At 71.3% G+C, this 19,331-nt stretch carries 19 protein-coding genes; 11 read left to right on the top strand and 8 right to left on the bottom strand.

Going from position 1 to position 19,331, the window contains the following annotated elements; translation table 11 throughout:
- Positions 1-15: 15 nt before the first annotated feature.
- From ACFY3D_RS16840 to ACFY3D_RS16820, 5 genes are all read left to right on the top strand, one after another.
- Positions 16-651 (top strand): DUF1016 N-terminal domain-containing protein, encoded by a 636-nt coding sequence (locus ACFY3D_RS16840; RefSeq protein ID WP_389980305.1) that lies wholly within the window; start codon positions 16-18, stop codon positions 649-651.
- Positions 652-736: 85 nt separating this feature from the next.
- Positions 737-2,194: an FAD-binding oxidoreductase gene (locus tag ACFY3D_RS16835; protein WP_389980303.1), complete on the top strand. Its 1,458-nt coding sequence runs from the start codon at positions 737-739 to the stop codon at positions 2,192-2,194.
- 23 nt (positions 2,195-2,217) lie between these two features.
- Positions 2,218-3,501 carry an FAD-binding oxidoreductase gene (locus ACFY3D_RS16830; RefSeq protein ID WP_389980301.1) on the top strand — a complete coding sequence of 428 codons (1,284 nt, stop codon included), beginning with the start codon at positions 2,218-2,220 and terminating at the stop codon, positions 3,499-3,501.
- Position 3,502: 1 nt separating this feature from the next.
- Positions 3,503-4,750 (top strand): heterodisulfide reductase-related iron-sulfur binding cluster, encoded by a 1,248-nt coding sequence (locus ACFY3D_RS16825; protein WP_350944604.1) that lies wholly within the window; start codon positions 3,503-3,505, stop codon positions 4,748-4,750.
- An 82-nt stretch (positions 4,751-4,832) separates the two neighbouring features.
- Positions 4,833-5,603 (top strand): IclR family transcriptional regulator, encoded by a 771-nt coding sequence (locus ACFY3D_RS16820; RefSeq protein ID WP_389980299.1) that lies wholly within the window; start codon positions 4,833-4,835, stop codon positions 5,601-5,603.
- 63 nt (positions 5,604-5,666) lie between these two features.
- Here the strand turns inward: ACFY3D_RS16820 and ACFY3D_RS16815 are convergent, their stop codons facing one another.
- Complete coding sequence (locus ACFY3D_RS16815) at positions 5,667-6,179, bottom strand: hypothetical protein (RefSeq protein ID WP_350944606.1); 513 nt, start codon at positions 6,177-6,179, stop codon at positions 5,667-5,669.
- Between the two features lie 93 nt (positions 6,180-6,272).
- Between ACFY3D_RS16815 and ACFY3D_RS16810 the strand changes: the two genes are divergently transcribed.
- The 5 genes from ACFY3D_RS16810 to ACFY3D_RS16790 all read left to right on the top strand — a co-directional run bounded on the left by ACFY3D_RS16810 (position 6,273) and on the right by ACFY3D_RS16790 (position 11,200).
- Positions 6,273-6,956 (top strand): response regulator transcription factor, encoded by a 684-nt coding sequence (locus ACFY3D_RS16810; RefSeq protein WP_350944608.1) that lies wholly within the window; start codon positions 6,273-6,275, stop codon positions 6,954-6,956.
- A complete protein-coding gene (locus tag ACFY3D_RS16805; protein ID WP_389980297.1) occupies positions 6,953-8,212 on the top strand; it encodes an ATP-binding protein in 1,260 nt (419 codons plus the stop codon). The genes ACFY3D_RS16810 and ACFY3D_RS16805 overlap by 4 nt, the downstream gene beginning before the upstream one ends.
- A gap of 173 nt (positions 8,213-8,385) precedes the next feature.
- Entirely contained in the window at positions 8,386-9,000 is a 615-nt protein-coding gene (locus ACFY3D_RS16800; protein WP_389980295.1) for a TetR family transcriptional regulator, read from the top strand.
- Between the two features lie 111 nt (positions 9,001-9,111).
- On the top strand, positions 9,112-10,692 hold the full coding sequence (locus ACFY3D_RS16795) for an MDR family MFS transporter (RefSeq protein ID WP_362898472.1): 1,581 nt from the start codon (positions 9,112-9,114) through the stop codon (positions 10,690-10,692).
- A gap of 115 nt (positions 10,693-10,807) precedes the next feature.
- Positions 10,808-11,200 carry a PepSY domain-containing protein gene (locus ACFY3D_RS16790; protein WP_362898474.1) on the top strand — a complete coding sequence of 131 codons (393 nt, stop codon included), beginning with the start codon at positions 10,808-10,810 and terminating at the stop codon, positions 11,198-11,200.
- Here ACFY3D_RS16790 and ACFY3D_RS16785 read toward each other — a convergent pair whose 3' ends face one another.
- The 5 genes from ACFY3D_RS16785 to miaA form a co-directional block, all read right to left on the bottom strand.
- A complete protein-coding gene (locus ACFY3D_RS16785; protein ID WP_389980293.1) occupies positions 11,201-11,890 on the bottom strand; it encodes an HNH endonuclease family protein in 690 nt (229 codons plus the stop codon).
- A gap of 190 nt (positions 11,891-12,080) precedes the next feature.
- Entirely contained in the window at positions 12,081-12,839 is a 759-nt protein-coding gene (locus ACFY3D_RS16780; protein ID WP_350944616.1) for an SDR family oxidoreductase, read from the bottom strand.
- Positions 12,840-13,097: 258 nt separating this feature from the next.
- Positions 13,098-15,374 carry a tetratricopeptide repeat protein gene (locus tag ACFY3D_RS16775; protein ID WP_389980291.1) on the bottom strand — a complete coding sequence of 759 codons (2,277 nt, stop codon included), beginning with the start codon at positions 15,372-15,374 and terminating at the stop codon, positions 13,098-13,100.
- A gap of 350 nt (positions 15,375-15,724) precedes the next feature.
- Positions 15,725-16,531, bottom strand: a complete 807-nt coding sequence (gene dapF, locus ACFY3D_RS16770; protein ID WP_350944618.1) for a diaminopimelate epimerase — start codon at positions 16,529-16,531, stop codon at positions 15,725-15,727.
- 122 nt (positions 16,532-16,653) lie between these two features.
- The gene (miaA, locus tag ACFY3D_RS16765; protein WP_389980289.1) at positions 16,654-17,559 is read right to left on the bottom strand and encodes a tRNA (adenosine(37)-N6)-dimethylallyltransferase MiaA; all 906 of its coding nucleotides are present in this window, start codon (positions 17,557-17,559) and stop codon (positions 16,654-16,656) included.
- A 73-nt stretch (positions 17,560-17,632) separates the two neighbouring features.
- Between miaA and ACFY3D_RS16760 the strand changes: the two genes are divergently transcribed.
- The gene (locus ACFY3D_RS16760; protein ID WP_389980287.1) at positions 17,633-17,935 is read left to right on the top strand and encodes an antitoxin; all 303 of its coding nucleotides are present in this window, start codon (positions 17,633-17,635) and stop codon (positions 17,933-17,935) included.
- A 53-nt stretch (positions 17,936-17,988) separates the two neighbouring features.
- On the opposite strand, the gene ACFY3D_RS16755 is transcribed toward ACFY3D_RS16760, so the two are convergent.
- Both ACFY3D_RS16755 and ACFY3D_RS16750 read right to left on the bottom strand, forming a co-directional pair.
- On the bottom strand, positions 17,989-18,516 hold the full coding sequence (locus tag ACFY3D_RS16755) for a methylated-DNA--[protein]-cysteine S-methyltransferase (RefSeq protein WP_389980285.1): 528 nt from the start codon (positions 18,514-18,516) through the stop codon (positions 17,989-17,991).
- An 88-nt stretch (positions 18,517-18,604) separates the two neighbouring features.
- A complete protein-coding gene (locus tag ACFY3D_RS16750; RefSeq protein ID WP_389980283.1) occupies positions 18,605-19,273 on the bottom strand; it encodes a hypothetical protein in 669 nt (222 codons plus the stop codon).
- Positions 19,274-19,331: the final 58 nt, after the last annotated feature.

The following is a 19,331-nucleotide window of genomic DNA, read 5'->3' as shown; positions in this document are numbered from 1 at the left end:
GGATACTTTGCGTGCATGAGCGATGACAGGAACGGCGAAGGAGTCGACCAGGGCGAGTACGCGGCACTGCTCGACGCCGTCAAACGCGAGATCATCGGCAGCAGGGGACGGGTGGCGCTGCTCACCACCGACACCGAGCTGATCCGGCAGTACTGGCGGATCGGCCGCCACATCCTCGATCGGCAGCCGGACGAAGACTGGGGCAGAAGAGCGGTGCCCCGGCTCTCGACCGACCTGCGCGGCGCGTTCCCCGAGGCGATGGGGTACTCGCGGACCAACCTCCTCTACATGAGGGCCTTCGCGGCCGCCTGGCCGGACTCCATCCCGAGGACGACCCGGCCGATCCCCTGGGGCCATCACATCGTCCTGCTCGACATGCTCGACAACAGGGCGACCAGGGAGTTCTACGCGCGCAAGACCGCGGACGAGGGGTGGGCGAGGGGCGTCCTGATCACGATGATCAAAGGACGGCTCCACCTGCGCGTCCGGCACTCCCCGCCGGGCCCCGTCCGTACGCCGCCCTCCCCCGAGCGCCGTACCCCGCAGCGGGCGCCCGGAGAGCCCTGCTTCTCCGGCCTCGTGGACGACGGCCCCAGACACGGCAGGAACACCGGCGCCGCCGCGCTGAGTGAGAATTCGAGACGAGGATGACAAGGACGGCGTCCTCGATCGGCCGATGGAGGCCGGCGGGCACCGGCGACAGCGCCGGGACGCCGGGCACGCCGGAGGAGGAGCGATGTCGACGAAGACCCTGGACGAGCCGACCCGCAGGTTCGAGGAACTCCTCGGACCCGGGTCGGTCATCACCGATCCCGTACGGCTGCGCACCTACGAGTGCGACGGGCTGACCCACCACCGGGTCACCCCCGGAGTCGTGGTGCTGCCGGAGAGCACCGAGCAGGTCGCGGCCGTGGTGAGGATCTGCAACGAGTACGACCTGCCGTTCGTGGCCAGGGGCGCCGGGACCGGACTGTCGGGCGGTGCCCTGCCACGGGCCGACGGGGTGCTGGTCGTGACCTCGAAGATGCGGCGGATCCTCTCCGTCGACCTGCCGAACCGGAGGGCGACCGTGGAGCCGGGGGTCACCAACCTGGCGATCACCGAGGCCGTCCGCGACCTGGGCCGCTACTACGCGCCCGACCCCTCCAGCCAGCAGGTCTGCACGATCGGTGGCAACGTGGCCGAGAACTCCGGCGGCGCCCACTGCCTGAAGTACGGCTTCACCGTCAACCACGTGGTCGGCCTGGAGATCGTCACCCCCGACGGTGACATCGTCGAGCTGTCGGACACCGATCCCGGATACGACCTGCTGGGCGCGTTCATCGGCTCCGAGGGCACCCTCGGTATCGCGACCAAGATCGTCGTACGGCTGAGCAGGCTGCCGGAGGCCGTGACGACGCTGCTCGCGGCGTTCGAGGACATCGAGCGGGGCGGGCAGGCGGTGTCGGCGATCATCGGCGGAGGCATCGTGCCCGCCGCGATCGAGATGATGGACGCCCTCGCCGTCGAGGCGGCCGAGGCGGCCGTGGCGTGCGCCTACCCGGAGGGCGCGGGGGCGGTGCTCATCGTGGAGCTGGACGGCCCCGCGGAGGAGGTCGCGCACCAGTTCGGCGAGGTGACGCGACTCTGCCGGGAGAGCGGCGCGTTCGAGATACGGGTCGCCGACGACCCGGCGGAGCGGGCCGCGATCTGGCGGGGCCGCAAGTCGGCGTTCGCCGCGGTGGGCCGGATCAGCCCCGCCTACATCGTTCAGGACGGTGTCGTCCCCCGTACCGCGCTGGGAGGGGTGCTGGCGAGCATCGACGCCCTCTCCCGCGAGTACGGCATCAGGGTGGCGAACGTCTTCCACGCCGGTGACGGCAACCTGCACCCGCTGGTGCTGTTCGACGACGCCGAGCCGGGTGCGGAGGAGAGGGCGGAGATCGTGTCGGGGAGAATTCTCGACCTGTGCATCGAGCACGGCGGTTCCATCACCGGCGAACACGGCGTCGGCGTGGACAAGTCCCGATATATGCCGAAAATGTTCTCTGACGACGATCTCAACACCATGCAGCTGGTGCGCTGCGCCTTCGACCCCCGCGGCCTGTCGAACCCGGGAAAGATCTTCCCGACCCCCCGGCTGTGCGGCGAGGTCCCCGGGGTCCGCAAGGGCGCGCACCCGCTGGTCGAGTCGGGACAGGCGGAGCACTTCTGATGGGAGCACCGCTGGAGGCACCCTTGAAGGCACAAAAGGCACAGCAGGCGCTGCGCGCGACGGGCGTGACGATCCGGGAGGCGACCTCCGACGACGCGGTGGGCGGGGTCTCGCCCCGCTGGGTGGCCCTGCCGGAGAACACCGGGGAGGTCGCCGCGCTGATGCGCGTCTCGGCCGCCCACGACCTGGCCGTGGTCCCGGTGGGAGACGGCACCAAGCTCGGCTGGGGCAATCCCCCCGAACGGTGCGACCTGCTGATCGACACCTGCTGTCTGCTCCTCGGGGACGGAACCTCGGTCGAGCACTCCTCGGGCGATCTCGTGACGCGGGTCGGCGCCGGACTCCCCCTCGGCGTCCTCAACGCCACGCTCTCGCGGTCGCGGCAGGAACTCGCCCTGGACACGCCCCTGGGTGCCGGCACGGTCGGCGGCACGCTCGCCACCGCGGTCGCCGGTCCCCGCAGGTTCCGCTACGGCACCGCCCGCGACCTGCTGATCGGCATCACGGTCGTGCTGGCCGACGGCACGATCGCCACCTCGGGCGGCAACGTCGTCAAGAACGTCGCGGGCTATGACCTGGGCAAGCTCTTCACCGGCTCCTACGGCACGCTCGGCGTCATCACCGAGGCCACCTTCCGCCTCCACCCGATCCCCGCCGACCGCCGGTGGGTCACCGTGGACCTGCCCGCCGGCGGACCGGGTTCCGCCGGTTCCCCCGCGAGGGAGGGACTGGACGTACTGGGCGCACTGGTCGCCGAGCTCGCGGCCTCGCAGGCCGAGCCGAGCGCCGTCGAGCTGGAGTGGCCGGACATCACCGGCGAGGCCACCGTCTGCGCGCTCGTCGAGGGAGTGGCGGCCGATGTCCGCGCGGAGGCCGTGCGCACCTCGATGGACGAGTACGGGAGCGCGCGGATCACCGCCGAGGCGCCCGCCTGGTGGTCGGTGCCGCCCGGCGAGGAGGTGCTGCTGGAACTGCGGGTCCCGCCCGCCGCGGCCTGCCCGGCGCTGCGCGCGGTCGCCGCACGCGGACTGCCCGCTCGGGTGCGCGGGTCGGTGGCCTCAGCGGTCCTGCTGGCCGCCCTGCCGGGGGACGTCGGCGAGGCGGAGTTCTCCGGGTTCGTGACGGGCGTACGCGACGACCTGCGGCGGCTCGGCGGCGCGCTCACGGTGCTCGCCGTGCCCTCCGCTCTCGCCCGCGGGATCGACCGCTGGGGTCCCTCCGGCGCCCTGCCCCTGATGCGGCGTGTCAAGGAACGGTTCGACCCCGGCCGGAGGATGTCCCCCGGCCGGTTCGCGGGAGGGATCTGACATGGACCCTGAGCTGATCAACGACTGCGTGCACTGCGGGTTCTGCCTGCCCTCGTGCCCGACGTACGTCCTGTGGGGCGAGGAGATGGACTCCCCGCGCGGCCGGATCCACCTGATGAAACAGCACGTCGAGGGCACACCGCTCACGCCCGAGATGGCCGGGCACTTCGACGCGTGCCTGGGGTGCATGGCGTGCGTGCCCGCCTGCCCGTCCGGGGTGAGGTACGACCGGCTGATCGAGCAGACCCGGGCCGAGGTGGAGCGGGTGCACGTGAGAGAGCCCGACGACAGGGCGCTGCGGGCGCTGGTCTTCCAGCTGTTCCCCTATCCCCGGCGGCTGCGGGCGATGCGGCTGCCGCTGCGGCTCAGCGCCGGGCTGCGCCGCGCGGTCGCGCCGAGGCTGGAGCGGATCAACCCGTCCCTGGCGGCGATGGCCGACCTCGCTCCCCCGGCCGCCGACCGGACGCGGCTGCCGCGAAGGATCGCGGCGCGGGGCCCGCACCGGGCCACGGTCGGCATGCTCACCGGCTGCGTGCAGGGGGAGTTCTTCCCCCAGGTCAACGAGGCCACGGCCCGGGTGCTCGCGATGGAGGGCTGCGACGTGGTGATCCCGCCCTCGCAGGGCTGCTGCGGGGCGCTGTCGCTGCACTCCGGCCAGGAGAGGCAGGCCCTGCGGTTCGCGAAGCGGACGATCGCCACCTTCGAGCGGGCGGGCGTCGACACGATCGTCGTCAACGCCGCCGGATGCGGATCGACGATGAAGGACTACGCGGAGATCCTCGAGGGCGAGGGCGGCGAGTGGGTCGAAAGGGCCCGGGCGATCAGGACCGTCGACCTGGCGGAGTATCTCGTCGCGCTCGGCCCGGCGGCCGAGCGCCATCCGCTGCCGCTCACCGTGGCCTACCACGACGCCTGTCACCTCGCCCACGCCCAGGGGGTACGGTCCCAGCCCCGCGAGCTCCTGGGGGGCGTGCCCGGCCTGAAGCTGAAGGAGATCGCCGAATCGGCGATCTGCTGCGGCTCGGCGGGAACCTACAACCTGTTCCAGCCCGAGACCGCGAAGGACCTCGGTGACCGCAAGGCGGAACGGGTGCTCGCCACCGGCGCCGACCTGCTGGTCTCGGCCAACCCCGGCTGCACCATGCAGATCGCCTCGGCGATCCGCCGCCGGGGCGCCGAACCCGTCCCCGTGGCGCACACCGCGCAGGTTCTCGACGCCTCGCTGCGCGGACTCGCGAGGGTGCCGTGAGGGCGGGCGGGGATCTCGTGAGCGGCCCGTCCCGCCGGCACGGGACGCGCCAAGGTCGGGGGCCGTCCCGTGGGGAGGGCACATGAGCGCGGTGCAGTCGGTCGACCGGGCGCTGGACGTGCTGGAGGCGCTGGCCGAACGGGGCGGGGAGGCCGGCCTCTCGGAGATCGCGGCGAGGACCGGCCTGCCGTACGGGACGATCCACCGGCTGCTGCGCACACTGCTCGCCCGGGGCTACGTGCGCCAGGAGTCCGACCGCCGCTACGCCCTGGGGGGCGCTCTGGTGCGGCTCGGCGGGGTGGCCGAGCGCATGGTGGGCGTGTGGGCGCAACCGTATCTGACGAGGCTCGTCGAGTTGTCGGGTGAGACGGCCAACCTGGCGGTGCTCGAAGGGGACTTCGTGGTCTACGTCGCCCAGGTGCCCTCGCCGAGGCGGCTGCGGATGTTCGCGGAGGTCGGCAGGCGGGTGCTGCCGCACAGCACCGCCGTGGGGAAGGTCCTGATGGCCGACAGGGCGGACAGCGAGGTGGCGTCGCTGGTCGAGCGGACCGGCATGCCCCGCAGGACCGCCAACACGATCACCGACCTGTCCGGGATGCTCGCCGAGCTGGAGCGGGTGCGAGAACACGGGTACGCGATGGACCTGGGCGAGGAGGAGCTGGGCGTGCACTGCCTGGCGGTGGGCGTACGGGACGGGGCGCGGACGATCGCCGCGCTGTCGGTGTCCGGGCCGGCCGAGCGCATCGCCGCGCTCGACCGGCGGGACCTCGCCGAGGGCATGCGCAGGATCGCGCACGACTTCGGCGCCGAACTGGGCCCGATCACGCCCGGCGGAGCCGAGCGCGTCTCGTGAGCCGATCACCGTCCTGGCAGGGGACGGCGTGCGGCGACCGGCGGAGGGGCATGAGAGCCCGGATCAGCTGTGCAGACGGTGGACGGGTGATCCGTCGGCCGCGCAGCGGACCTCGACCTTGACCTCGTCCTCCTCGGACTCGAACTCGACGCGGGCCCGGTCGGCGGGTCCGCGCTCGACGTCGTCGGCCTGGAAGCCCTGGGCCGGACTCCACGACCGCAGGGTGACGAGCCCGCCCTCGCACCGGGCGATCACTCTGCCGCCCTTCGTGATGATCAGTCGGCTCTCACCGGGCTCCGCGGCGGTGGTGGCGGGCTCGGGGGTGGCCTCACCGGACTCCTCGACGCCGTCGGTCTCGGAAGGGGCACTCTCGGAAGGGGAGGGAGCGGTGGGCGGGGCACTGGGAAGGGACGAGGCGAGGGCGAGCGCCTCATCCACCTCGGCGGCGGAGAGCGGCCGAAGACCGGTGTCCGTCAGCGGCTCGCTGAGACGATCGATCACCGCCACACCCGCTCCGATCGCGAGAAGCCCGGTGATCAGCCATCCGGCCACGACCAGGGGAAGACGCTTGCGCATGTCCTCACTGTGCCACCTGGAACGATAAGACAACGCTAAGGAGCGGCTAACCCGCTTTTGACGCGGTGCCGGAGAAGGCTAACGTGGCGGCAAATGTCGAATGTGCTGCTCATCGAGGACGACGCCGCGATCCGCACCTCCCTCACCCGGGGCCTGCGCGATCGCGGCCACGCCGTGTCGTCCGCCCCCACCGCTCTCGAAGGCCTGCGGCTGGCCGTCGAGGAACACCCCGAGCTGGTCGTCCTCGACCTCGGCCTGCCCGACATGGACGGCCTGGACCTGCTGCGGATGCTCCGCGCGGTGAGCCGGGTCCCGGTGATCGTGGCGACCGCGCGAGACGGCGACACGGAGATGGTCAGGCTGCTGGACGCGGGTGCCGACGACTACGTGGTCAAACCGTTCAGCGCGGCCCAGCTCGACGCGCGGATCCGGGCCGTGCTCCGGCGGGTGGCGGGCGAGAGCCGCGCCGACAGCGCGGTCACCGTCGGTGGCCTGCGCATCGACCCCCGTACCCGGGAGGCGACCCTGGACGGGACGCCGCTGGATCTGAGTCCTCGCGAGTTCGACCTGCTGCACTACCTGGCGGCCAGGCCCGGCGAGGTGGTCACCAAGCGGGAACTGCTCACCCACGTCTGGCAGATCCCCTACGGCGGGGCCGACAAGACGGTGGACGTCCACCTCTCCTGGCTCCGCCGCAAGCTGGGCGAGACATCCCAGGAGCCCCGCTACCTGCAGACCGTCCGGGGTGTCGGCGTGCGACTGGCCGCCCCGGCATGAGGCGCTGGCTGACCCTGCTGGTCGCGGCGACCACCTCCCTCGTACTGATCGCCCTGCTGGTCCCGCTCGCCCTGCTGGTCCGCACGGTCGCGGTGAGCGGAGCGGTCAGTGAGGCGGAGAGCGAGGCAGAGTCGGTGGCGGTCGTGGTCGGCGCGGTGGACACCGAGACCCTGCGGCTCACCGCGGAACAGGCCAGGCATCCGGTGACGGTCTTCCTTCCCGGCGGGGAGGTGATCGGCGATCCCGCGCCGCGCTCCACCGCCGTGGAGCTGGCCTCCCACGGCCGCAGCGTCACCGCCGCCGCGCCCGGCGGGCGGGAGATCCTGGTCGCGGTCCAGGGGGCGCCCGGGGGTACGGCGGTGGTCCGGGTCTTCCTGGACGACGCCGACCTGACCAGGGGCGTGCCCCAGGTCTGGGCCGGGCTGGCGGCGCTCGGCCTGGCCCTGGTCGGACTGGGCGTGCTGGTCGGCGACCGGCTGGCCCGCGCGGTGATCAGGCCGATCACCGCGCTGGCGAAGGTGTCGCACCGGCTCGCGGCGGGCGACCTGTCCGCCAGGACGGTGCCCGACGGCCCTCCCGAGGTGCACGCGGTCGGTCTCGCCCTCAACCACCTGGCCGAGCGCATCACCGGCCTGCTCGCAGAGGAGCGGGAGAGCGCCGCCGACCTGTCCCACCGGCTGCGCACCCCGCTCACCGGGCTGAGGCTGGAGGCGGAGTCACTGGCCGATCCCGAGGAGTCTGCCAGGATCGAGGCGAGAGTGGACGCCCTGGAACGCGCCGTCACCTCGGTGATCACCGAGGCGAGGCGGCGGGTGCGTGAGCGGGCCGAGTGCGACGCGGCGGCGGTGACCGAGGCGCGGGTCGCGTTCTGGTCGGTGCTCGCCGAGGACCAGTCACGAGACTTCACCCTGGATCTCGCCCCGGGACCACTGCCGGTCGGGGTCGCCGCGGACGACCTGGCCGCCTGTGTGGACGCCCTGCTCGGCAACGTGTTCGCGCACACCCCGGAGGGGGTCTCGTTCTCCGTACGGCTGGAGGCGACCGGCGACGGCGCGCTGCTGACCGTCGCCGACGCGGGTCCCGGCTTCGCCACGCCTGATCCGCTGCAGCGTGGCGAGAGCGGGGCCGGATCGACCGGTCTCGGCCTCGACATCGCCCGCCGCACGGCGGAGTCGGCGGGTGGCTCGCTGTCCCTGCGCACCTCCCCCTCCGGTGGGGCGAGCGTGATCCTGTTCCTGCCCGCCGTCACGTCCTGACCCCGGAACCCTCGCCCCCGCGGTGACCGGAGGTGGACGCGGAGTTCACGGAACCGATGAGGAAGCCCCCGCCCATCCCCGCGACGCCCGCGTGCTCGTCCCACCTGTGATCTGCCGCACTTCAGACAATGAAATGTTGCATAATCTGAAAGTTCCTCCCTACTGTTGACGTCGTGACCAGTGTGGAGAGCGTGGACGAGCTCGGCCGGAGAGATCGAAAGAAGCTCGAGACCCGTGCGGCGCTGGAGCACGCCGCCCTGACGCTGGTGGCCGAACACGGCCTGGCGGGTGTCACGGTGGAGGACATCGCCACGGCGGTGGACCTCTCCTCGCGCACGTTCTTCAACTACTTCCCGTCCAAGGAGGACGCGCTTGTCGGAGCGAGCCCGGCGTCCGTCGCCGAGCTGCGCGAGAGGCTGGAGGCCGTGCCGGCCGAGGTGCCGGTTCTGGAGGCGCTGCGCCTGATGTCGCGGGTCGAGGCCGAACACGTCCAGCAGCGCCGCGAGCAGTGGCTGCTGCGGTTGAAGGTGTTCGAGCAGAACCCGTCACTCCTGCCGCGGCTGGTCGCCAACGGCACCGAGACCGAGCGCGCCGTGTCCGCCGTCGTCGCGTGCAGAATCGGCGTCGAACCGGGTACGAGCGGCTATCCCGAGCTGGCCACCGCGGTGGCCATGGCGGCCTTCCGGGCGGCGATGATGCGCTGGAGTGCCGCGGACGGCCGCCCGGCGCTGGCCGACCTGGTCGACGAGGCCTTCTCCCAGCTCGCCGCCGGCCTGCCCAATCCGTGACCGTCCCGGTCACCGTTCTCCTTCGATCACCCCCCGAACACGTTCCCGTTCGGAAGGCGTCCGCGCGAGTCACGCGGAGCGCCGGTCCCCCGCCCGAGAAATCGAGGAAAGATGACATCCACCAGCGCGCAGCCCGAGTCCGTGGCCGCGGCGCCCACCTCCAGGAGAAAGGTGCTGCAGGCGCTGTCGGGACTGATGGTGGGCATGTTCGTGTCCATCCTGGCCTCGACCGTCGTGGCCAACGCCCTGCCCCGCATCATCACCGACCTGCAGGGCACGCAGACCGTCTACACCTGGATCGTCACCTCGGAGCTGCTGGCCATGACGGCCACGGTGCCGCTCTGGGGCAAGATGGCCGACCTCTACAACAAGAAGTTGCTGATCCAGCTCTCGCTGGGGCTGTTCGTGGTGGGCTCGCTGATCGCGGGTCTCACACCGAACGTGGAGATCCTCATCGTCAGCCGCGTCGTGCAGGGCATCGGCGCCGGTGGCATGACCGCGCTCGCGATGATCGTGATGGCGGCCATGATCCCGCCGCGTGAGCTCGGCCGCTACGCCGGCATCTTCGGCGCCGTGTTCGGCGTCGGTACCGTGGCGGGCCCGCTCATCGGCGGCGTGCTCGTGGACACCTCCTGGCTCGGCTGGCGCTGGTGCTTCCTCATCGGCGTGCCGTTCACGATCCTGGCCATCGTCCTGCTGCAGCGCACGCTCGACCTGCCGGTGGTGCGCAGGGACGTCAAGGTCGACTACCTGGGCGCCCTGCTGATCACACTGGGTGTGTCCACACTGCTGATCTGGTCGTCCCTGGCGGGCAACCAGTTCGAGTGGGGCTCCTGGTGGACCGTCGCCCTGGTGAGCGGCGCCCTGGTCACCCTCGCGCTCGCCATCTGGGTGGAGTCGAGGGCGGCCGAGCCGATCATCCCCTTGACCATTTTCAGGAACCGCACCGTCACCCTCGCCACCGTGGCGAGCGTGCTGGTCGGCGTGGCCATGTTCGGCGGCACGGTCTTCCTGTCGCAGTACTTCCAGGTGGCGCTCGGCAAGTCGCCGACGGTCGCCGGCCTGCTGAGCCTGCCGATGGTGTTCGGCCTGCTCGTCTCCTCCACCGTGGCCGGCCAGCTCATCACCAAGTGGGGCCGCTGGAAGGGCTTCCTGGTGGCCGGCGGCGTCGTCATGCTCGCCGGGATGGGCCTGCTCAGCACCATCGACGGTCAGACCGGCATGGTGCTGCTCGGGATCTACATGGCGGTGCTCGGCATCGGTGTCGGCATGCTCATGCAGAACCTGGTCCTCGCCGCCCAGAACGACGTACCCGCCCACGACCTGGGGGTCACCACCTCGGTGCTGACCTTCTTCCGCAGCATGGGCGGCGCCGTCGGCGTCAGCGCCCTGGGCGCGGTGCTGGCCAACCGGATCACCGCGCTCATGACGGAGAGGCTCGGCCCGATGGCCGCCGGCGGCGGCGCGGGTGGCGAAAGCGGGGCCGTACCCGACATCTCCAAGCTGCCGGCTCCCGTCGTCCGCATCGTCCAGGACGTGTACGCGACGGCAACCGCCGAACTGTTCCTCATCGGCGTGCCGCTCACCGCGCTCGCGCTGGTGGCGGTCCTGTTCATCAAGGAGAAGCCGCTCAACACGCTGTCGGGCGAGGAGCGGCTGGCCCGGGAGCAGGCCGCGGCCGCCGGTCACTGAGCGGACCAACTGAAACGACGTCGGGGAGGGGCCGGAATCCGGTGGCGGGCCGTACTCACCGTCGGTTAACGATCTCTTAGCGTGCCCCTAGCAAAGTCTCCGCAAATCTTGACCCATGACACGAATCACCAGAATCACCGTCGGAGCCCTCGCAACCGCCGCCCTCCTCACCGGTGGAGGCGGCATCGCCCTCGCCGCGCACCAGACGGACGGTGCGGCGATCACCGCCACCGCGGCCACGACCGGCACGACCGGCGTGACCGCGGCCGGCACCACGGGTGCCGCCACCGCACCCGTCACCACCTCGGCGTACATCTCCTCCGGCCAGGCCGTGAAGATCGCCAAGAAGCGCGTTCCCGGCGCGCGCGTGAGCAAGGTCGAGCGCGAGTGGGAGCACGGCCGGCGCGCCTGGAAGGTCGAGCTGCACAAGGGTGCCTGGGAGTACGACGTCTACGTGTCCGCGAAGACCGGAAAGATCATCAAGTTGAAGCGCGACTACGACGACTGATCAGCAGGATTTGAGGACGTCCTCCATGGCGTCCTTCTCCCCCTGCGTCACCCACATCTCGTACTTGACCTTCACCTTGATCTGACGTTCCACATAGGGGCACCGGTAGGCGCGGTTCGGCGGCAGCCAGGTCGCCGCGTCTCCGGCGCCCTTCTGGCTGTTCAGCGGCCCGTCCACCGCCAGCAGGTTCAGCGGGTCGTTGGCGAGTTCCTTCCGCTTGGAAGCGGGCCACTGCTGGGCGCCCTTCTGCCAGGCGTCGGCGAGCGCGATCACATGGTCGATCTGCACCGCCATGCTGGTCCGTGTCCCGCGCTCGAACTTGATGGTCTTGCCGCTGTAGGGGTCCTCAAGAATTCCGGACTGCACGATGCAGCCCTCCTCGCCCTTCTTGAAGACCTCCTCCTTGAGGTCGCGAATGAGAATGTCGTTGCGGGTGTCACAGCCGTTCTTGTCGACGTCCGACCACGCGGGACCGAACTTGTCGCGGTTGAATCCCGTCATCGGGGCGCGCCCCTTGACCTCGAGTTTCCTCAGCTCCTTGAGCGCCTCGGAGGCGGAGTTCCTGTCCCCGGAAGCCCCTCCTGAGGACCGCGTCCCCTCGTCCACGCCTCCGTCGGGAAACGGGCCGCAGCCCGCCACCGTGAACGCGATCGTCGCGACGACCACGCCTCGTACCAGTGCCGTCCGCACCCTGCCACCTCTCACGTGCTCACCAACTGAAGCGGCAAATTACCTCAGATGCCGCCCTCAATCTTAAAAGCCTTAAGAAGCCTTTGGGAGAACGAGAGAATTTCTGACCCATCAATCCATGCCTTACCAGCATCTTTCTCACTCGATACGGACAAAAGCTACCAAAGACACTCCCCTCGGAGCAGCCGGATCAGGTGATCAGGATCCCGCCGTCGACAGGGATCACCGCACCGGTGACGTACGAGGCGGCGTCCGAGGCGAGGAAGATCGCGGCGGCGACGAGCTCGGCCGGGTCGCCCGCACGCTTCATCAGCACCCGCTGCTCAAGCTGCCTGGCCAGATAACCCTCGGCGTACTGCTCGGTCATCTCCGAGGCGAAGAACCCCGGCTCGACGCAGTTGACCCGGATGCCGCGCCGCTCCGTCCACTGCTGGGCGAGATCGCGCGTGAGACCGACGACCCCCGCCTTGGAGGCGCTGTAGGCGGCCTGCGGCAGACCGGCGGTCGTCTCGCCCAGAATGCTCCCGATGTTGACGATCGAGGAGCCGGGCCTCATCACCCTGGCACAGGCCTGCGCCATCCAGTAGGTGCCGTGCAGGTTGATGTCCACGACCTGCCGGAACTGCTCGGGTGTCTCCTTCAGCGCCGGGACCGCCGAGCCCACACCCGCGTTGTTGATCAGGATGTCCACCGCGCCGAGTTCGGCCACCGCCGTCTCGGCCAGTGCCCGGCAGTCCTCCGGCCTGGTCACGTCGGTGGCGAGGGCCACGCACCGCCTGCCGGTCTCCTCGACCAGGGCGCGGGTCTCCTCAAGGCGGTCCTTCCTACGGGCACCGATCACGATGTCCGCGCCCGCCTCGGCCAGCCCTCTCGCGAACGCGACACCCAGCCCCGAGGACGCACCGGTGACGATCGCGACCTTGCCGTCCAGCCGGAATCGTTCCAGCATCGGGGTCCTCCCTCATCCGTCCAACATGCCGAATGAGATTCTAGTGACCGTGCCGGAAACCGCTCGGGAGGGGTCGGTCCACTCGCGGGCGACGCGGTGTCCTGTGCTCGCCGGTGATCCTGGCGGGTCACCGGCGATACGGGCTCCGAGTGGGTCACGAATGACCGCGCCCCTCCCTTCCTGAGGCGGCGCGCGGACCACACCTCCCGAAGAGCGGGCGGCGCCACGGACCGCCGGGCACGGCCGTGGCGAGCCGTCCTACAGGCCGTACTCCTTGGTGATCCGCTCGTGCCGCTCCACCTCGACGTCGACGGCCTTGGCCAGGTCGAGCCAGGCCAGCGGGTGCACCCAGCGCTCGGTGGCGTCGTCCAGAAGCGCGTCGAGCTCGACCGGGCTGACATCCGGCGGGACCGCGATCCAGCCGAACACACCGGGCAGCGGCTCGCCCGAGGTCGGGTGGGTCACGGTGTAGTTGTCGTCGCTGTAGACCCACATCGGCCAGCCGCGCTCGACCATGACGTCGTTGAACTCCGTCCAGTCGGCCTGACTGGGAGCGGCGCCGTCGAAGAACCAGCTGGTGTAGCCACCCGGGCGGAGCATGCTGACCGCGGCGAAGGGCGGGACGAAGCTCTCCTGCTCCTCGGCGCTCTCCGGGATCGGCTCAAGCAGCTGCGGCTCGAAGACGACCAGGTCACCGGCGTTGTACTCCATACCGGGAGGCTGGGGGATGGCCAGACGCGCCGTCGCGGGGCCGGTGCGCACGCTCAGGACCTGGCGCTGGCTGCCGTCCGGGGCGGGAAGGATGATGCGCACCAGGCCCATCTCCTCCTCGATCGGCCCCTCGGTCGACTGCAGCGGCATCCCGATCTTGGCGGTGCCCAGACGGACGGTCTCCCAGTCCTCCGCGGCCGTCGCCATGACGATCATTCGCCAGATGTCCTGCTGCTCGATCTCCTCCGAGTCGAGGAGATCACGCAGCACGCCGGCGCCCTTGGCGTTGTCGCCGAGCTGCTGCGCCGCGGCCGACCACAGGCGGACCGCCTCGATGCCGCCGCCCGCGGCGACCGCCGCCTCGCCCTCGGCCGCCGCCTGCTCCCAGCGCTCCCGCGAGGTGTACAGGCGGCCCAGGGCCATGTGACGCTGCGCGGCCGGCAGCCGCTCCGCCACCTGCTCCAGGCGCTCGTCCTGGCGGGCCTCGATCAGCAGGCCGCTGAGGTACGAGGCGTCCTGCGGGTCCGCGGTCTCGATGTCACCGGACTCGACCAGCATGGTCCAGTAGATGTCGGCGCCCTTGGCCGGGTAGCCGAGGAAGCCCAGCGTGGTGGTGTGGCGCCGGGTGGCCTCCACGTCACGGCCGGACAGCGGGGCCAGCCAGCCCACCCAGCGCTCCGGGTCGGCGTTGAAGCCGTCTGCGGCGTCGAAGTAGCCGACCAGCTCGTCCGTGGGACCCGGGGCAGGAAGCGCGGTGGCGGAGTCCGCGGCGGCGCGCAGCTCGGTGATCCGCTCGGCGATGTCACCGGGGCTCCTGAGCTCCCCTGCCGCGGACTCCGCCAGGTCGGCCAACAGCCGCGCCTGCCAGATTCCCTGGCGCGCGACCGCCAGGTGCCCCGCGACGAGCGCCAGCTCGACCCGGGCGCGGTAGCCGCCCATCATCGCGAAGTAGTCGATCCACTGCTTGAGCACCCGGCCCAGCTGCCAGGTGTTGGTGATCTGCGTCGCTCCGGTGAGCGCGTGGATGGCGTGCGACCACTCGACCCAGACGCGAGGGTGGTCGCCGACCACGTCGAGGTCGGGCAGGGCGTCGACGGACTCCTGAACCCTGCCGAGGGTGGCGAGCACGAGTGAGCGGAGCACTCCCTCGCGGTGCTCCTTGGCCACCGGGTCGTCGGGCTTGAACCCGGTCGCGGCGTCGAGCGCGGTGAGCGCGTCCTCGGCTCGTCCGGCGGCGAGCAGCGCGCGGGCCGAGGCGGCCCCCAGCTCCCAGCTCGCCTCACGGTCCGCACCGCCGAGCGCCGCCACCGCGGTCTCGGCGTGGGAGACGGCCTCGTCGACGCGCCCCGCGTCGACGAGCGCCGCGACGTACTGCTCGGCGACGGAGGCGAAGGCCAGCGAGCCGGGCTCGACGTCCAGGGCCGAGAGCGCGGCCAGCCGCTCGGCGGCGTAACCCGGACCGTCCGCGTTCGCCTGCGCGATGGCCAGCGCCACGACGGCACCGGGCACGGACGGGCACTCGCGGACGTCCTCCCGCTTGGTGAACTCCACCAGCGTCTCGGCGTCGGCGATCGCGACCGTCCCCTGCGCGCGGTCGCCGACGCGGCCGATCAGGTGCCAGTAGCGGGCGTAGAACTCCAACCAGGGCAGTCGCAGGTTCTCCGCCTGCTGCGCGATGGCGGGCGCGAGCACGTCGAGCTGCCCGTACCGGCCTTCCAACGCCTGCGCGGGCACGTCTCCGATCGCCATAGCCAGACCGGTGTTGCCTGCCTCATGCAGTTGCCGCTGGGTGTCGCCCACCCAGGCCCAGATGTCCACGTCCATGGGACGTCAGTCTGCCAGGTCGGGGAGCATGCCCCAAACGGCTCGGCGATCCCGTGCACCTCCGAGGCCTCACGGTATGGCCCCGCACGTGCGGATGAGCGTGTCCCCGCCGGGCGCGGGGCCCGCCGCGACGCCACGAGGGTCACGAAAGATTCACCTCCGCGCCCCGGAGCGTGTCCCCGGCGGGCACGACGCGCCCGCGCGGGCGGCGAAGGCGGCGACGTCATGCGCACCGCTCGGAACGTGACCGGGACACGTACCACTCCGAACGCGACCACACAGGACACGGCCGAGGAAACGTGCCGTTCGACGCGTGACCCACACCGGACACGGCCCAGGACGCGCACCGCTCAGAGCGTGACCACACCTGAGGCGACCAGGACGGCGGGACCCGCCAGGTAACTGGTGTGTTCGTCGAGGGTGACGGTGACCGTGCCTCCGAGCACCTCCACCGCCCAGGTGCCGCCGCTCTCACCGGCCAGCCGCGCGGCCGCCACCGCCGAGGCGACGGCGCCGGTGCCGCAGGACCTCGTCTCACCCGAACCGCGCTCGAAGACCCGCATGACGACCCGGCGCGGACCCACCGGATTGAGCAGCTCGATGTTGACCCCGCCGGGGAAGGTCTCGGGGTCGAACGCGGGCTGGTGACTCAGGTCGAGCTGGGCCACCGGGTCGCCGATGACGCAGGCCAGGTGGGGGTTGCCCATGTCGACGTGCAGACCCTCGTACTCGTGGCCCGCGACGGTCGTGCGACTCGACCCCAGCACCCTGGGCGGGCCCATCTCGACGGTCACGTCACCCGTCTCCGCCAGCCGCACCCGCTTGACGCCCGCCCTGGTCGCGACACCGAACTCCCCGGGCGCGGCGAGTCCCGCGTCGACCAGGTAGCGGGCGAAGACCCGCACCCCGTTGCCGCACATCTCGGCGACGCCGCCGTCGGCGTTGCGGTAGTCCATGAACCACTCGGCCTCGCCCGCCTGGCCGGACACCTCCGGGCTGAGCTTCGTCCGCGTCACGCGCAGCACGCCGTCCGCGCCGATCCCCGCGCGCCGGTCGCACAGCGCCGCCACGGTCGTCGCGGACAACTCCAGCTCACCGTCCGGGTCGGGGAGGATGACGAAGTCGTTCTCGGTGCCGTGTCCCTTCACGAATCGCATTCACCAACCCTATCCGGGCACGCTTCCGCCCTCATCACCCCGACCGGTCACCCGCGTTTCCGTCCGCACCCCGGCCGGTCACCCACGCCCGTATCCGCTCCCCGGCCGGTCCCCCGGAGCGGTCAGCCGCGAATCGCGGCGAGCGCGCGCCCCAGAAGGTCGGGCTCCTGCTGAGGAAGCCAGATCACGCGAGGATCGCGGCGGAACCACGACTCCTGGCGGCGGACGAACCTCCGCGTCGCCCGTACCGTCTCCTGCTTCGCCTCCTCCTCGGTGCACTCCCCGCCGAGGAAGCGCAGCACCTGCGCGTACCCGAGGGCACGGCTCGCCGTACGGCCTCCGGCGAGCCCGCGCGCGGCCAGCTCCCTGACCTCGTCCACCAGCCCGGCCCGCCACATGTGGTCGACCCGCGCCTCGACCCGGGCGTCCAGCGTCGCCCTGGGCACCTCCACCCCCAGCTGGACGCTCTCGTAGACGGCGTCGTACGACGGCATCGTGGCCGAGAACGGCCGCCCGGAGATCTCGATGACCTCCAGCGCGCGGACGATCCTGCGCCCGTTGCCGGGGAGGATGGTCTCGGCGGCCTTCGGATCGCGCTCGCGGAGCCGCTCGTACAGCGGGCCGGGGCCTCGCAGGTCGAGTTCGGCCTCCAGCCGGGCGCGGACCTCCGGATCGGTACCGGGGAACTCCAGGTCGTCCAGGGCGGCCCGCACGTACAGCCCTGATCCGCCCACCAGGATGGGCACGACCTTCTTCGCCCGCAGGTCGTCGATGAGCGGCCGGACCAGCGACTGGTACTCGGCCACGCTCGCGGTCGTGGTCACGTCCCAGATGTCCAGCAGGTGGTGGGGCACTCCCCTGCGCTCCGCCACGGACAGTTTCGCCGTTCCGATGTCCATTCCTTGGTAAAGCTGCATGGAGTCGGTGTTGATCACCTCGCCCCCCAGTTCGAGGGCGAGATCCACGGCCAGGTCGGACTTTCCTGCCGCGGTCGGGCCGACGACGGCGATGACGGGTAGCTGAGGCACGAGGTAAGTCTGCCAACTCCCCGGGTATGGATGAGAGGCGATGTGTCCTCACATCGGAATTGGGGGATCCACCATGTCCATCCTCGACAAGGTCAAACACATGCTGGGCGGCAGCGCCAAGACCGAAGAACTCGCCAAACAGGGCATCGACAAGGCGGAGAAGTTCGCCAAGAAGAAGCTGGGGCCGAAACACGCCCAGCAGGTCGACACCGCCGCGCGGAAGGCCAGGGAGATGGCCGACAAGATCGACGAGCCGGACCGCACCACACCGCCGGGTACGACACCCGCGCCCGGACGCACCACACCTTCCGGACCTTCCGGGCGGGGAGACACCGCGTCCGGTCCCGGCACAACACCGCCGCCCTCAGTGCCCTAGACGAGCCACGGACGATCCGTCGACGATTTACCGTGGCCGATTCCGGCTCCCGGTCAGTCCCAGTCGAGCATCGGCTGCAGGTAGCCCTCCAGGGTCAGCAGCCAGCGCTTCGACTCCACGCCGTCGCCACCGCTGAACCCGCCGAGCCCGTTGCCCGCGACCACCCGGTGGCACGGCACGATGACGGGGATCGGGTTGGCTCCCATGATCGACCCGATGGCCCGCGCGGGAACACCCGTCCCGCTGCGGGCCGCCAGCTCCCCGTAGGTCACCGCCTTGCCGTACGGGACCGTCTCGTACAGCGTGCCGAGCACCCTGCGTTGCACCGGCGAGGTCAGCCGCCAGTCCAGCGGGACCCCGAAGACCTTCAGCCTGCCCGCGTAGTAGTCGCCCAGCTCGCCGAGCACGGCCGCCGTCATGACGGGATCGTCCGTCTCCTCCAACCCCAGCCGTTCGAGCAGGCGCGCCCTGAACCGGGACGGATCCTCCCAGCCGACGCTCACCACGCCGTCCTCGGTCACGGCGACGGCCATGTCCCCCAGCCGCGTCGGAATGCTCCCGAACGCCACGGTCCCCGCCATCGGCCTCGTCTTCCCTTCGCGAGATCGTCGTCCCCGACGCCCTTGGCGCCGTTCTCGTCCGCCACGGTATAGCCACTTCCCCGCGGGATCACTCCGTCCAGCGGGCGACGAAATAGCCGACGCCGTAGGGCGCGTCGTCGTAGAGGATCTCGCCGCGCAGGGCGCCTCGGCACCCGCCGAGAACCTGCAGGGCCGCACGGCCCGCGACCCACAGCCCGGCGGCCTCACCGGGGTCGAGCGCCGGGATCTCGGCGCGGGCCAGTGCCTCGACGATCGCCCGGTTGTACGGTTTCGCGCGGGGGTCCAGATATCCGGGGGACTTCTCGGTGAGGCAGGCCGAACCGTCGGCCATGACGAGCATCGCCACGCGACCGGCCGTGGCCGCCAGCCGCTCTCCCAGGGCCGCGCACTCCCCAGGAGAAGCGTCGAAGGAGATCGCGTGGAATCCCGAAGCGGTCAGGCGCTCCGCGTCGAGGAGGCGGCGTCCGATCGTCAGGGACAGCGGCAGGACAGGCTCCCCCTCGCCGCCTCGGACGTCGACGCCCCAGGGGGCGAGGCTTCCCGCCGCGTCCGCGCCGTACGCCGCGGTTCGGTCGGCGCCTCCCACCGCCACGATCTCGTCGGCTCCCGCGCCGCGCAACGCCCCGATCGCGGCCGCGCAGGCCGCCCTGAGGTCGTCGAGCTCCGAGGCCGCGGCCCCGGCCAGCTCGGGGACCAGCAGCGGGGGATGCGGGCACACGGCCGCGGCGACAAGCACCTCGCCAGACTAACGGAGCCCTCCCCCGGCGACCGTCTCGCGGCCTCGCGGCCTCGCG

It is taken from the genome of Streptosporangium sp. NPDC000509, from assembly GCF_042898365.1.
In the GTDB taxonomy this organism is placed as follows: domain Bacteria; phylum Actinomycetota; class Actinomycetes; order Streptosporangiales; family Streptosporangiaceae; genus Streptosporangium.
This window is presented reverse-complemented; position numbering and strand designations above follow the sequence as displayed.

Excerpts from the sequence above, each read along its gene's own strand:
- ACFY3D_RS16810 (WP_350944608.1), top strand. The coding sequence starts at position 6,273 with ATGTCGAATGTGCTGCTCATCGAGGACGACGCCGCGATCCGCACCTCC.
- ACFY3D_RS16835 (WP_389980303.1), top strand. The coding sequence starts at position 737 with ATGTCGACGAAGACCCTGGACGAGCCGACCCGCAGGTTCGAGGAACTC.
- ACFY3D_RS16820 (WP_389980299.1), top strand. The coding sequence starts at position 4,833 with ATGAGCGCGGTGCAGTCGGTCGACCGGGCGCTGGACGTGCTGGAGGCG.
- ACFY3D_RS16795 (WP_362898472.1), top strand. The coding sequence starts at position 9,112 with ATGACATCCACCAGCGCGCAGCCCGAGTCCGTGGCCGCGGCGCCCACC.
- ACFY3D_RS16775 (WP_389980291.1), bottom strand. The coding sequence starts at position 15,374 with ATGGACGTGGACATCTGGGCCTGGGTGGGCGACACCCAGCGGCAACTG.
- ACFY3D_RS16825 (WP_350944604.1), top strand. The coding sequence starts at position 3,503 with ATGGACCCTGAGCTGATCAACGACTGCGTGCACTGCGGGTTCTGCCTG.
- ACFY3D_RS16840 (WP_389980305.1), top strand. The coding sequence starts at position 16 with ATGAGCGATGACAGGAACGGCGAAGGAGTCGACCAGGGCGAGTACGCG.
- ACFY3D_RS16815 (WP_350944606.1), bottom strand. The coding sequence starts at position 6,179 with ATGCGCAAGCGTCTTCCCCTGGTCGTGGCCGGATGGCTGATCACCGGG.
- ACFY3D_RS16755 (WP_389980285.1), bottom strand. The coding sequence starts at position 18,516 with ATGGCGGGGACCGTGGCGTTCGGGAGCATTCCGACGCGGCTGGGGGAC.
- dapF (WP_350944618.1), bottom strand. The coding sequence starts at position 16,531 with ATGCGATTCGTGAAGGGACACGGCACCGAGAACGACTTCGTCATCCTC.
- ACFY3D_RS16780 (WP_350944616.1), bottom strand. The coding sequence starts at position 12,839 with ATGCTGGAACGATTCCGGCTGGACGGCAAGGTCGCGATCGTCACCGGT.
- ACFY3D_RS16805 (WP_389980297.1), top strand. The coding sequence starts at position 6,953 with ATGAGGCGCTGGCTGACCCTGCTGGTCGCGGCGACCACCTCCCTCGTA.
- ACFY3D_RS16790 (WP_362898474.1), top strand. The coding sequence starts at position 10,808 with ATGACACGAATCACCAGAATCACCGTCGGAGCCCTCGCAACCGCCGCC.
- ACFY3D_RS16760 (WP_389980287.1), top strand. The coding sequence starts at position 17,633 with ATGTCCATCCTCGACAAGGTCAAACACATGCTGGGCGGCAGCGCCAAG.